Annotated in this window: 11 protein-coding genes; 6 read left to right on the forward strand and 5 right to left on the reverse strand. The window is 61.0% G+C overall.

All coding sequences use genetic code 11. From position 1 onward, the window contains the following. On the forward strand, nucleotides 1-207 hold a 207-nt coding region (locus RIN13_RS03205), incomplete at its 5' end, for a GNAT family N-acetyltransferase (RefSeq protein WP_309105890.1). Between the two features lie 8 nt (nucleotides 208-215). On the opposite strand, the gene RIN13_RS03210 is transcribed toward RIN13_RS03205, so the two are convergent. From RIN13_RS03210 to RIN13_RS03220, 3 genes are all read right to left on the reverse strand, one after another. Beyond that, nucleotides 216-1,001, reverse strand: coding sequence for an alpha/beta hydrolase (locus tag RIN13_RS03210; protein WP_309105891.1), 786 nt, complete (start codon nucleotides 999-1,001; stop codon nucleotides 216-218). A 72-nt stretch (nucleotides 1,002-1,073) separates the two neighbouring features. Continuing rightward, a complete protein-coding gene (locus tag RIN13_RS03215; RefSeq protein WP_309105892.1) occupies nucleotides 1,074-1,646 on the reverse strand; it encodes a hypothetical protein in 573 nt (190 codons plus the stop codon). Nucleotides 1,647-1,727: 81 nt separating this feature from the next. Next, on the reverse strand, nucleotides 1,728-1,988 hold the full coding sequence (locus RIN13_RS03220) for a hypothetical protein (protein WP_309105893.1): 261 nt from the start codon (nucleotides 1,986-1,988) through the stop codon (nucleotides 1,728-1,730). A gap of 604 nt (nucleotides 1,989-2,592) precedes the next feature. Between RIN13_RS03220 and RIN13_RS03225 the strand changes: the two genes are divergently transcribed. The 3 genes from RIN13_RS03225 (at nucleotide 2,593) to RIN13_RS03235 (ending at nucleotide 7,083) form a co-directional block, all read left to right on the forward strand. Further along, the gene (locus RIN13_RS03225) at nucleotides 2,593-4,347 is read left to right on the forward strand and encodes an ABC transporter family substrate-binding protein (RefSeq protein ID WP_309105894.1); all 1,755 of its coding nucleotides are present in this window, start codon (nucleotides 2,593-2,595) and stop codon (nucleotides 4,345-4,347) included. Nucleotides 4,348-4,451: 104 nt separating this feature from the next. Next, nucleotides 4,452-5,990, forward strand: coding sequence for an ABC transporter permease (locus RIN13_RS03230; RefSeq protein ID WP_309105895.1), 1,539 nt, complete (start codon nucleotides 4,452-4,454; stop codon nucleotides 5,988-5,990). 1 nt (nucleotide 5,991) lies between these two features. Next, on the forward strand, nucleotides 5,992-7,083 hold the full coding sequence (locus tag RIN13_RS03235) for an ABC transporter permease (protein WP_309105896.1): 1,092 nt from the start codon (nucleotides 5,992-5,994) through the stop codon (nucleotides 7,081-7,083). Nucleotides 7,084-7,104: 21 nt separating this feature from the next. Here RIN13_RS03235 and RIN13_RS03240 read toward each other — a convergent pair whose 3' ends face one another. Further along, complete coding sequence (locus tag RIN13_RS03240) at nucleotides 7,105-7,734, reverse strand: PH domain-containing protein (protein WP_309105897.1); 630 nt, start codon at nucleotides 7,732-7,734, stop codon at nucleotides 7,105-7,107. A 79-nt stretch (nucleotides 7,735-7,813) separates the two neighbouring features. Between RIN13_RS03240 and RIN13_RS03245 the strand changes: the two genes are divergently transcribed. Beyond that, nucleotides 7,814-9,640 carry an ABC transporter ATP-binding protein gene (locus RIN13_RS03245; protein WP_309105898.1) on the forward strand — a complete coding sequence of 609 codons (1,827 nt, stop codon included), beginning with the start codon at nucleotides 7,814-7,816 and terminating at the stop codon, nucleotides 9,638-9,640. A gap of 32 nt (nucleotides 9,641-9,672) precedes the next feature. On the opposite strand, the gene RIN13_RS03250 is transcribed toward RIN13_RS03245, so the two are convergent. Then, the gene (locus tag RIN13_RS03250; RefSeq protein ID WP_309105899.1) at nucleotides 9,673-10,323 is read right to left on the reverse strand and encodes an SGNH/GDSL hydrolase family protein; all 651 of its coding nucleotides are present in this window, start codon (nucleotides 10,321-10,323) and stop codon (nucleotides 9,673-9,675) included. 609 nt (nucleotides 10,324-10,932) lie between these two features. On the opposite strand from RIN13_RS03250, the gene typA reads away from it, so the two are divergent. Next, nucleotides 10,933-12,861, forward strand: a complete 1,929-nt coding sequence (gene typA / locus RIN13_RS03255; protein WP_309105900.1) for a translational GTPase TypA — start codon at nucleotides 10,933-10,935, stop codon at nucleotides 12,859-12,861. Nucleotides 12,862-12,889 lie beyond the last annotated feature (28 nt).

Raw genomic sequence — 12,889 nt, forward strand, 5'->3', positions numbered from 1 at the left:
CTGCAAATCGAGGGACTGCGGGTTGCGGCCACGGAACGTTCACGTGGCTTGGGGACCGCGATGCTTGAGTGGGCCCACGATTTTGGGCGTGCGCGTGGGGCGCAACTCGCACAAGTGACCACGGACGAAGCACGGGAGCGGGCTCGAGCCTTCTACACCCGGCTCGGATATCGGACCGCCCACGTCGGCTTGAAACGGCGCATATAGATCCCTCCTCACCTGGCAGACGTACGGGACCGCAGCAGCCAATCCTTCAACAAGGCTGCGGTGAGGTCCGGGCGTTCAAGATGAGCATTGTGGCCCGCGGAGTCGAGCACCGCATAGGTGCCACGGACATAGTGGTCCCTGAGTTTCCACCCGTCCTCATATCCAGTTACGTGGTCCTGACGCCCGAATAGATGCAAAGAAGGCGCTTCAAACGGAGCAGGGTGAGCGACCTCCGGTTCGACGGGGAGTGCGTAGTCCGCCGCCACCAGTTCCAGAACGTTTTGGTTCGCGCCGCGAAGGCCGGGAAGTGCGTACCGGACGAATGCATTGAGCGTGGCCTCGCTCTGAACGACAGTCATCTCCTCGTAGGCTTCCCTCACCTGACCGGCCATGGCCAGGATGGAGGGATCGTTTCGGACAACCTGCCGAAGGGGAAGGGTGCGTGCCTGATGGACTGGTTCGAACACCCCCGCAAGAGTAGCCAAGCCAAGGACCTGATCCCGGAGCTCGTGGGCGATGTACCGGGCGATCATGCCACCGTAGGAACTGCCAATAACGGCGAACGGTTGGGTCCCTAGATATTCCAGGATGTCGACAAGAGCCCCCTGTGCGACCTGGTTTGCGCTGGACGCACGAATGTCAGCGTGCCCTTCAGCCCAAGGGAGGTCAATATAGACGCGCTGCCAACCGGAACCATCGACGATGTCCTCCAGCGGGAGCATGATTCGGTGATCGACCCCGAATCCGTGGATGGCGACGAGCGGAAGACCTTCTCCTGAGACTTGAGCAATCACGAACCAGAGCCTACTAGCTTCGGTAGCGGCACCAGTTGGCGAAGACGGCCCGGCGACGGCGACACGCAGGCACTAGCGTGAATCATACGGGGGAAACGCTTCAATCGGGCCGCTCACTCGCACACCGCCGACCGCTCCCGTCCATGGCGTGTCGCCCGGGGCGGGCAGGGCCAGATGCGCGAAAACGTACCCCTCCTGAAGTGCAATGGCCTGCGAAGCGGCCCCGGTGCAATTCAGCGCGAGTTCCATCGGTCGAAAAGGGGCGCCGGGATGCTCCTGTCCTACTGCTACGTTCGCCTCGGAAGCACCAACACAGGCTGCGGTGACGGTATAACGCCCGGCTGCCGGCACTTTTTCAGTTTCGCCAAATCCCCTGAGAGGGCCGTCCAGTGGCCCCACGTCGGAAAGGAGGACTGGCTCCGGCGCATCCTCCAGGAGCCGTTCCAAGTGAGCGTAGTTCTTAGCCTCCTGTTCCAGAACCTGCGGATCCCGGTAGGGCTTCGGGGCCCCTGTTACCGAGGTTGGGTCAGCTGTTGGCGTGCGTGTGGGCTCGGAGTATTCATAGACGCACCCCGCCGTTCCGCTGAGAGGGATCAACAGGCAGAGGGCAAACGCAAACCGGTGCCGCTTGTCCTTCTTTCCCACTCTTCAATGGTGTGCAACCCCGCTGCTCAAAACAACAACGGTATCGATCTTTGATGTCTGTCCGAACGTGGCGGCGAATTGTTAGTTCCGGCGGAGCAGCAGCGTCAGGGCAGCGAAGGCCGCCGAGTAGGCGGTCACGATGCCTACCAACATGACGGTGGCCCAGGCGTCATCCCAGCTCGCCTTGTTTACGGAAGTAATGGTGGCAACTGCGGCAAGTATCCCGAACGGGAGGAGATAAGTCAGCCGCAGCAGGATGACGAAGGCAGCCGTGGCCCCGGCGTGGGGTGGCTGCCCGGCCAGGGCTCGCCGGGAGGATGAATCTCCAGACGGCGTGGTCAACTCCGCATACCCCTCATCCGCAGAAGCATACCCTCGTGTTTGTCCGCGACGGAGGAGATCGAAACGGGCACCCTCGACGGACCTGAAGCCTGGAAGAATACTCCCCGAAGCAGATGCGCCAGGGCCCTGCGTGTGTCGCAACGGGGACTGCGGCCTGCCCCTAGTGGCTTGGGCCTCTTGTGCAGTTCGAGACGCCTCCGGCGAAGCTTGGAGGCCCTTGGCCCGAAGCGGCCCGACTTCAGGAAGTCGACCAAAAACGGCACATGCAGGAGGGCTGAACGGAGGCCGATCCGTCCGCCGCGTCTCCTCCAAATCGCGGATTTCAGTGATTGAGGATTAACAACAGAAGCCGCGACTCCGTTGGATCGGGGCTTTCATTGTGATTGAGGATTGTTCCGGACAAGTAACGGGCATGTTGCGCGGAGGGGGCCAAAAACAGGGGGAAACTGCCCTTGATTGCATCTCGATAACAAACTTTACTAAGAGGTAACTTTCGTGCCGCTGGCGATCCTTTCGGGTCTAGGCTTCTTCTCATGTGAGACACGGCACAAGCCCGGCTGGGATTGTGACGGTCTTTTTCCAGACCGAAAACATAGGAGGCGGAATGCGTTTCGGACGTATTTCCAAAGCAGTTGGCCTTGCGGCTGCTGCAGCGCTCGCACTGAGCGCCTGCGCAACGCAGGGTGGCGGCGGCAATTCGACGCCAGAGCCTAGCGCGAAGACCGGCGGTACCGTGACCGTGGCGGAGGTGAACGGCTTCACCTCGTTCAACCCGGGCACGGCGGACAACAACGTGGATATCAACGGCCGCATCGGCTATGCCACCCACTCGAACTTCATCTATATCGACAACAAGCTGAACATTGTCAAGAATGACAAGTTCGGTACATACGAGAAGACATCCGACGATCCCTTGACGGTGAAGTACACCATCAAGGAGGGCGTTAAGTGGTCTGATGGCGCGCAGGTCAGCGCTGCAGACATGATCCTCTCCTGGGCGTCGGGGTCCGCTTACTATGACAGCGATGCAACAACGTACTTCACCACTGCTGCCGATACATCGGGTCTGAACCTCACGGATTTCCCAGAAATCGGTGATGACGGGCGAACGATCACGCTCAAGTACTCCAAGCCCTTCGCCGACTGGGAGTTGGCCTTCGGCACTGCCGGAAACGGTGGCATTGACGTACCGGCGCACGTAGTTGCAAAGCAGGCCGGACTGGCTGATGCTGATGCCCTGGTGGATCTCCTCAAGTCCATCCCGCGTGGAGCGGCTTCGGGAGATGCGGCAACTCTTAAGAAGGTAGCCGATTCCTGGAACACGGGCTTTGACGCCGCTTCATTGCCTGCAGACTCGAGCCTCTACCTCTCCAACGGTCCGTTCATCGTCAAAGACATGGTTCCGGACCAGTCAATGACCCTCGTGCGGAACAAGGACTACAACTGGGGTCCGATTCCGAACATTGACGAGGTTGTCGTCCGCTACATCGGTGAAGCACCGGCCCAGGTCCAAGCGCTCAAGAACGGCGAGGCGGACATCATTGCCCCGCAGGCTTCCGCCGATACGCTTGAACAGCTCAAGGCCCTTCCCGGCGTCACCGTCCAGACGGACAAGCAGCTCTCTTACGATCACCTCGACCTTAACTTCACAGGAGTTTTCGCAGAGCAGGACGTGCGTACAGCATTCATGCTGACCGTGCCCCGCAAGGACATCGTGGACAAGATCGTCAGAAAGCTCGATCCCGAGGCCAGCCCTCTCGATTCCCAGCTCTTCGTTCCGGCCCAGGCCTCCTATGAGGAGACCGTGAAGTCCAACGGCTCTGCGGACTACGCAGATGTAGACATCGACAAGGCGAAGAGCCTGCTCGCTGGTAAGACCCCGGAAGTCCGCATCATGTACAACAAGGACAACCCGAACCGCGTGGATGCGTTCTCGTTGATCCGTGAATCCGCTGAGAAGGCCGGCTTCAAGATCGTCGACGCCGGTCTCCCTAAGGACCAGTGGAGCAAGGCCCTGGGCGACGGCAGCTACGACGCTTCGATCTTCGGCTGGATCAACTCGGGCGTCGGCGTGACCGGTGTGCCGCAGATCTTCAAGACCGGAGCTGGCAGCAACTTCAACACGTTCTCCAGCCCTGAGGCAGACAAGTTGATGGACGAGCTCGTGGTCACCACTGATAAGGCAAAGCAGGATGAGCTCCAGGTGAAGATCGATGAGCTGATCTGGAAGAGCAGCTACGGACTGCCGCTGTTCCAAGCGATCGGCGTGGATGCCCACAGCGACAAGGTCACCGGCGTGCAGTACATGCCGAACCTGACAGGCGTCTGGTGGAACATGTGGGAGTGGTCGGTCAAGTAGTCTGATCGATTTCTCATGCAGGGAGGAGCGTTGGGATCGGGTAAGTGGGTCCCAGCGCTCCTGTCTGTGTTATCCGTTGCATCTTCCGATCCGAGGTACCCCCAATGGTGACGTATATCGTCCGGCGGCTCATCACAGCCGCGTTCATCCTGCTCGGCGCTTCTTTCGTCGTCTACATCCTGACGGCAATCTCCGGTGACCCCCTTGGAGAGCTCCGAGCCCTCAACACCCCCAACCGTGATCAGCTCATCGAGGCACGCATTAACCTCCTGGATCTGAACACACCGGCGCCCATCCGCTACTTCAAGTGGCTCGGCGGAGCAGCACAATGCCTGGTTCCCTTCGCCGGCAACTGCGACCTTGGCCGTAACGTCACAGGACAGCCGGTCACTGAAGCGTTAGGCCTGGCGCTGGTCCAGACCCTCTCGCTCGTTACCGCTGCCACCGTGCTGGCCATCCTGATCGGCGTCGCACTCGGCATCGTGACAGCCCTGCGCCAGTACAGCACCTTGGACTACGGCGTCACGTTCATGGCCTTCCTGTTTTTCTCCCTGCCGATCTTCTGGATCGCCGTCCTCCTCAAGGAATACGGCGCTATCGGCTTCAATGACTTTCTTCGGAATCCGGATATCCCCTGGTATATAGCCGCCGGGATCGGCATTGCCGCAGGCCTGGTCCTCGCGGTCGCTGCCGGAGGCGACCTCAAACGCAGGCTGACGGTCGGCGCGGTGGGCTTCGGCTTCGTCGCAGCACTCCTCCTGGTCGCGTCCGTCACCCGTTGGTTTACGACTCCAGGGCTTGGGATCGTTGTCATCCTGTTGGCGGGTGTGGGGCTGGCTTTCGCCATTACCGTCCTGGTCTCGGGCCTGCAGAACAAGAAAGCCCTCTATTCCGGGCTCACTGCTGTGGGAATCGGCATCGTCTTGTACTTCCCGATCCAAGGGTTGCTTAACGTGGCTACGCCGCTGATGATCTTCATCCTTGCGGTCGTGGCGGTCCTCGTAGGCGTCGGAGTCGGCTGGCTTTGGGGAGGTTATGACCGCGGTCAGGGCATGCGGGTCGGCGCAATCACCGCCTTCCTCGTCGGCGGACTGATCGTCCTGGACCGCTTTATGCAGGCGTGGCCTTCCTATTTCAACAACGGGAAGATCCGGGGCCGGCCTATCGCGACAATCGGAGCAAGTACACCGAACCTCGAGGGCGATTATTGGGTTTCCACCCTGGACTCCTTCACCCACCTGATCCTGCCTACCGTTGCCCTGATCCTCATCTCCCTTGCGAGCTACACGCGCTTCACGCGCTCTTCCATGCTTGAAGTGATGAACATGGACTACATTCGCACCGCGCGGGCGAAGGGTGCGACGGAGCGTTCAGTGGTGATGCGTCACGCCTTCCGCAATGCGCTCATCCCCATCGCCACAGTCGTTGCCTTCGACATCGGTGCGCTCATTGGCGGTGCAGTAATCACGGAGCGTGTGTTTTCCGTACAGGGCATGGGAACCCTGTTTTTCGATGGCCTCGACCACGTAGATCCCAACCCGGTGATGGGCGTGTTCCTTTGCACAGCCGTTACAGCCCTCGTGTTCAACCTCGTCGCTGACTTGGCCTATTCAGCACTCGACCCGCGTGTAAGGGTGAAATAATATGACTCAGCCATCCCAGCAGAATGAAATCCTGGCGGAGCGCACCGCGGAGGTCGAGGAGCCGATTGCCGGCATCGAAGACATCCGCGAGGCGAAAGGCCTCAGCCAGGGCCAGATCGTCCGCAAGCGCTTCTTTGGGCATACAGGTGCCCTCATGGGGCTAGTTGCCTTTGCCTTCATCTTCCTTCTTGCCTTCACCTCGGTGGGCTGGGCAGGGATTCCCGGCTGGTGGAAGTACAACCATGTCGATGTCGCACCGCTGATCAATGACGGCGCTCCCACCCTCACACTAACGTCCATTGGTGAACACCCCTTTGGCCAGGACCGTATCGGCAGGGACCTCTTTGCCATGACGATGCGTGGCGCACAGCAATCGATCACCGTGATGTTCATCATCGGGCTGATCGCAGGCCTGATCGGAGTTGTTGTGGGCGCTCTTTCCGGCTACTTCCGCGGTTGGTTGGAAGCAGTGCTGATGCGCATCACCGATATCATTATCATCGTCCCGGCCCTGCTGCTGGCCGCTGTGGTATCGCAGATCGCCGGCCGTCGCGATTCGGGGAGCTGGTTCTCGGCATTCGCGGTGGATAACGGGACCGTGGTGCTTGGAGTGTTCCTGGGTTTTGTGGTCTGGGTGGGCTTGGCGCGACTGGTCCGCGGCGAATTCCTGTCCCTGCGCGAACGTGAGTTCGTAGACGCTGCCAGGATCTCCGGATCAAGCAACGCACGGATCATCTTCAAGCACATCCTTCCCAACGCGATTGGCGTGGTGATCGTCAACGTCACGCTCACCATGTCCTCGGCAATCCTGCTGGAAACTTCACTCAGCTACCTTGGGGTGGGCGTGAAGTCGCCGGACACGTCCCTGGGCCTGCTCATCTCGCAGAATCAAGAAGCGTTCTCCACGCGCCCATGGCTTTTCTGGTGGCCAGGCCTCTTCATTGTCGCCATTTGCCTTTGCATCAATTTCATCGGCGACGGGCTAAGGGACGCTTTCGACCCCCGGCAGAAGAAGTTCAATGCGAAGAAGGCCGTGAGTTCGGGTCCTGGCGCAGCTCCGGTGACGGCGGCCGACACTGCGAAAGGCGCCTGAGTGGCAGCCCTTGGAGACCTGCTAGAACAGGAGGATCGCGCCATAACCGGCACCGGCGAGGATCACCGCCACCCCTATGCGCGACCAGACGACGGCGGAACGCACCGGTGTTTTTTCGGCTCGCCCGGACTCCACACTGCCGCTCTCCAGGAGCTGCTGCCAGCGTCCCCTGACTATCTGGGCTGCGGCGCCGGAATCAGTGCTTTTGAGGTCCCCGGGACGTACCGAGTTGCCTGGCCCATAGCTCGATTCCGGAAGTCCGCGGAGATGGCCAGGGTGCGCGTTGCGGGCTCCCCAGATCCCCGGCGCCGGCGCAGCCCAGGCCGAGTACTTTCCACGTGGTGTGATCAAGGTGAGGGAGTAGCGCGTGTCGACGTCAACCAAGGCCTCCCAGGGGACCTCTACTACCCGGAACGGATTCTCGAGGGTCACTCCGGTGTCGCTGACAATGACGGCGGGACGCCAGAACAGCAGCCAGCCAAGGTAGGCCACAAAGAGCAGGGGAAGAATGCCGGCCAGAGCCGCCGTTCCCCCGCTCAGCACGGAAACCACTATGCCGAAAACCGCTACAGCCCAGCAGGCCCAGGCGAACAGCCGGCTGATGCCAGGTTGGAAGACTTCGACATTTTCGGCGTTGGGCAAGGGACTCATGCCTCCAATAATTCAGGATTCCGGGCCACGGAACCAATTACCCTTCATTCAGTGGCTCCGGTGAAAGGAAACCCAAACCATGACTGATAACCTCAGCCCCAATCCCGCCGCTGCGACGGGCCAGGTATCCGCCAAGAGCCCTGTTGTCCTTGAGGTGCGTGACCTCAGTGTCGACTTCGGAGTAGACAAGCAGTGGGTGCCTGCGGCGATCGGCCTGAACTACGAGGTGCGTGCTGGAGAAGTCCTGGCAATCGTCGGAGAGTCGGGCTCCGGCAAGAGCGCCAGCTCAATGGCGCTGCTCGGCCTCCTTCCCAGCAACAGCAGGGTGACTGGCAGCGTCAAGCTCGCCGGGATGGACTTGCTCGGAGCCGATGAAAGCAATCTTCGACGAATCCGTGGCCGGGACGTTGCGGTGATTTTCCAGGAGCCCATGACGGCGCTGAACCCCGTTTACACCGTGGGTGCACAGATTGTGGAGACACTCCGGCTCCACAATCAGATGTCGCCGGACGAGGCCAAAGAGCGGGCCCTGCACATGTTGGATCTCGTGGAATTGCCTGATCCGGAAAAGGCTTACAAGTCGTATCCGCACCAGCTTTCCGGCGGGCAACGGCAGCGTGCCATGATCGCTCAGTCACTGTCCTGCGATCCGAAGCTGCTGATTGCTGACGAGCCCACAACAGCCCTGGACGTTACGGTCCAGGCCGAGATCCTCGATCTCATGAGGAACCTGCGCAACAAGCTGGACAGCGCCATCGTCCTCATTACCCACGACATGGGTGTGGTTGCCGACCTGGCAGACAGAATCGCAGTGATGCGAAAAGGCCTCATTGTTGAAACAGGATCCGCGGAACAGATCTTCAGCAACCCACAGCATCCCTACACGCAGGCGCTTCTTGCCGCGGTTCCGCATTTGGGGCAAGGTGCGGATTCCGACCTCGAAGTGGACGTCACGGCCGCTTTGGCCGCCGCTACACAAGCGGAGCTCACATCCGTCAATCCTGAGGAACTTGTCCGCAGGGAACGCCAGAATGCTGCTGCCCTTGCTGCCGCAGAGGCGGCCGGGCCCAAGGGTGATCCCGTACTCGAACTGACTGACGTCGCCATCGAATACCCCAAACAGGGACGGGTTCCGGCTTTCAGGGCAGTGGAGGGGGCCAACCTGGTCATCTATCCGGGCCAGGTTGTGGGACTGGTGGGGGAGTCCGGCTCAGGTAAGACGACCATAGGCCGTGCTGCCGTCGGACTCTTGCCGGTCGCGGCGGGAATCATGCGGGTGGTGGGAGAGGACATCTCCGCCGCCAAGAAAAACGGGAAGCAGCTGCACCACGTGCGGCGCCATATCGGCATGGTGTTCCAGGATCCTTCGTCTTCCTTGAATCCGCGCCTCCCTATTGGCGAGAGCATCGGGGAGCCTATGTTCCTTGCGGGGGAGGCCAAGGGGTCAGCTTTGCAGAAGCGGATCGAGGCGCTCCTCGACCAGGTGGAACTGCCCCGGGACTACCGCAACAGGTATCCTCATGAGCTGTCCGGTGGCCAGAAGCAACGAGTGGGCATTGCCAGGGCTCTGTCCCTTAAACCCAGGCTGATGGTGGCGGATGAGCCGACGTCGGCCCTCGACGTTTCCGTGCAGGCGAAGGTTCTGGAGCTTTTCCAGAATCTGCAAAAGGAACTCGGGTTCGCCTGTCTCTTCGTGACGCACGACCTCGCGGTGGTGGATGTCCTGGCAGACAGGATCTGCGTTATGCAGCGTGGACGGATCGTGGAACAGGGAAGCCGGGACCAGATTCTTCGCAACCCGCAGGAGGCCTACACCCAGCGGCTTCTCGCCGCCGTCCCGTTGCCTGATCCTGAGAAGCAGCGCGAGCGAAGGGAATTGAGGGCTCAGTTGGCAGGGATCGAGTAGCAGGTAACCGCTGAGGGCCGGGACACCGGCCCTCAGTCAAACTCCGGACCCGGCTCCTGGCCTGGCTGGGGGGCCTGAATATGCAGTTGGGCCAGACGTCCGGCAAGCAGTTGGCCGAGAGCTTTGTGCCCCTGTGCGTCCATGTGCACGCCGTCAGCCATGTACCTGGAAAGGTCATAGCGCGTCAACCAGTCGCCCACGCTTATGAATGGCAGTGCGTGTTTGGCGGCGACGGTCCCCAGCAGTGCGTCAACCTCGGTGCGGCGGCCTCCGCCGTGTTCCGTTCCCTTGGCCAAGGTGCCGATCATAGCCATTTCCGCATTCGGGTAGCGCTGCTTCAAGGCAGAGATCAGGCGCTCAGCGTTGGAAGCAATTTGTGCATCGGTTGCTCCTTGCCCAGCATCATTGCCCCCGCCCTCGATCACTATCAGGGGCAGCGAACCATATGGCAACGTCCATTCCCCCCGATCCAGGGCGTCGATATAACTCCCAAAGCGGCCGTTGCCTGCTACAAAACCGGTTCCGCCCCTGCCGCAGAAGAACACTTTGTAGCCGACGGCGGCGAGCCCGGCCCGCGGCCAGGAGTGGGATGGTTCAGCCTGGGAGTCGCCTATGAGCAGTACGGTGCGTTTGACATCCGCTACGATGACCTCTTTTTGGCCAGTGGCTGGGTTCAGGTACATCGATCCGGGAGCTAACGTAGCCGGATTGGGGAGAGCCCGGCCGGTTGCAGCGGGGCCGGGGGCTGTGCTTGCTTCCCCTCCCGCTGGCCCTGCTGTTGGGGCGGTCGTTGCCTTTGCCCCCGTTGTCGTTGCGGGCTCAGGGGACGTTGCTGAGTTCGGCTGTGGCGGGTTTGGCTTAGCCTTGCCAGGCTGCGCGCCGGACGGCGCTTCCGCTGCGCTGCCGGCCCTGGCTGCGCTCGCAGTGTCAGATGACGCTGGTGGCTGTCCGCAACCACTCATGATCAGGCCCAAAGCGACCATCGGCACGGCGAAGCGGTACAGAGCCATGGCAATTCGCATTGGTGGTCTCCGGACTTCCTTGCAAGTAACACAGTCATCATGGGCTATCAAGTCAGGAAAATCCAGTGACTTTAGCTTCATGTTTGCAACGCTCTGTTCACGATTTGGTCACGGTGCCAAAGGGCTGGTTTTCGTTTTTTAGGCCAATAAATGCACGTTCGACTAGACTTGCTATAGGTGCCCTGTGCAAAGGGCCTGATCTGTCGTGCGTTCCGATTGGAAATGTCGCGATACTACAGCTGACTTCACCATCGAATCGAGCCATTACGCATGTCTGAAACCACCACCAAAACCGCCGCAAACACTGCTTCGCGCAGTGATCTGCGCAACGTCGCGATCGTGGCCCACGTTGACCACGGCAAGACCACCCTGGTCGACGCCATGCTCAAGCAGACCAACTCCTTTGCCGAGCACAACCACCTCGAAGACCGCGTCATGGACTCGGGCGACCTGGAGCGCGAAAAGGGCATCACCATCCTCGCCAAGAACACGACGGTTGCCTACAACGGCCCGTCCTCCAAGGGCCAGACCATCACCATCAACGTGATCGACACCCCGGGGCACGCTGACTTCGGCGGCGAGGTCGAGCGTGGCCTGTCCATGGTCGACGGCGTCGTGCTTCTCGTTGACGCCTCCGAGGGCCCCCTCCCGCAGACGCGCTTCGTGCTGCGTAAGGCCCTGGCCGCCCACCTTCCTGTCATCCTGCTCGTCAACAAGACGGACCGCCCCGATGCACGGATCGATGAAGTCGTTCACGAGTCCATGGACCTGCTGCTCGGCCTGGCCTCAGACCTCGCCGACGAGGTGCCGGACCTGGACCTGGACAAGATACTCGAAGTTCCTGTTGTCTACGCGGCAGCCAAGGTCGGCCGCGCTTCCCTCGACCAGCCGGCAGACGGCACGGCCCCGGAAAACGAAGACCTGGAGCCGCTGTTCCAGACCATCATCGAGCACATCCCGGCACCGACCTACAACCCGGACGGTGTCCTGCAGGCGCACGTCACCAACCTGGATGCCTCACCGTTCCTTGGCCGCCTCGCCCTGCTCCGTATCTACAACGGAACCCTCCGCAAGGGCCAGACCGTTGCATGGGCACGTGCCAACGGCGAACTCAAGAACGTCAAGATCACAGAACTCCTGGCCACCAAGGCCCTGGATCGCGTACCCACCGAATCCGCAGGCCCCGGTGAAATCGTCGCCGTCGCCGGTATCGAGGAAATCACCATCGGTGAGACACTCACTGACGCCGAGAACCCGCAGCCGCTGCCGCTGATCACGGTGGATGATCCCGCGATCTCCATGACGATCGGTATCAACACCTCGCCGCTGGCCGGCAAGGTCAAGGGTGCCAAGGTCACGGCCCGCCAGGTGAAGGACCGCCTGGACAAGGAACTGATCGGTAACGTCTCCATCAAGGTGCTCCCCACCGAGCGTCCGGATGCCTGGGAAGTCCAGGGCCGTGGCGAGCTCGCCCTGGCAATCCTCGTGGAGCAGATGCGTCGCGAAGGCTTCGAACTGACTGTCGGCAAGCCCCAGGTAGTCACCAGGACCGTCGATGGCAAGATCCACGAGCCGATGGAACACATGACCATTGACGTGCCCGAAGAATACCTCGGCGCTGTTACCCAGCTCATGGCAGCCCGCAAGGGCCGGATGACGAACATGGCAAACCACGGCACCGGCTGGTGCCGCATGGAGTTCATTGTTCCGGCGCGTGGCCTCATCGGTTTCCGCACCAAGTTCCTCACGGACACCCGTGGCGCCGGCATCGCCGCCTCCATCTCCGAGGGCTACGAGCCGTGGGCTGGCCCCATCGAATACCGCACCAACGGTTCGATGATCGCCGACCGTGCAGGCGTCGTGACACCCTTCGCCATGATCAACCTCCAGGAGCGCGGCTCCTTCTTCGTGAAGCCCACTTCTGAGGTTTACGAAGGAATGATCGTCGGCGAGAACTCCCGCGCCGATGACATGGACGTGAACATCACCAAGGAAAAGAAGCTCACCAACATGCGTGCCGCTTCCTCCGACACCTTCGAGAACCTGACGCCGCCGCGCGACCTGACCCTCGAAGAATCCCTCGAATTCGCCCGCGAGGACGAGTGCGTTGAAGTGACCCCGGATTCCATCCGTATCCGCAAGGTGATCCTGGACACAAATGAGCGCGCCAAGGCCAATCGCGCCCGCGCCAAGGTCTAACCAACCAGGGGTAAACAGCGAAGCTGTA

This window comes from Arthrobacter sp. (assembly GCF_031179985.1).
Lineage (GTDB): Bacteria > Actinomycetota > Actinomycetes > Actinomycetales > Micrococcaceae > Arthrobacter.

Excerpts from the sequence above, each read along its gene's own strand:
- RIN13_RS03225 (WP_309105894.1), top strand. The coding sequence starts at position 2,593 with ATGCGTTTCGGACGTATTTCCAAAGCAGTTGGCCTTGCGGCTGCTGCA.
- RIN13_RS03230 (WP_309105895.1), top strand. The coding sequence starts at position 4,452 with ATGGTGACGTATATCGTCCGGCGGCTCATCACAGCCGCGTTCATCCTG.
- RIN13_RS03235 (WP_309105896.1), top strand. The coding sequence starts at position 5,992 with ATGACTCAGCCATCCCAGCAGAATGAAATCCTGGCGGAGCGCACCGCG.
- RIN13_RS03240 (WP_309105897.1), bottom strand. The coding sequence starts at position 7,734 with ATGAGTCCCTTGCCCAACGCCGAAAATGTCGAAGTCTTCCAACCTGGC.
- RIN13_RS03245 (WP_309105898.1), top strand. The coding sequence starts at position 7,814 with ATGACTGATAACCTCAGCCCCAATCCCGCCGCTGCGACGGGCCAGGTA.
- RIN13_RS03250 (WP_309105899.1), bottom strand. The coding sequence starts at position 10,323 with ATGTACCTGAACCCAGCCACTGGCCAAAAAGAGGTCATCGTAGCGGAT.
- typA (WP_309105900.1), top strand. The coding sequence starts at position 10,933 with ATGTCTGAAACCACCACCAAAACCGCCGCAAACACTGCTTCGCGCAGT.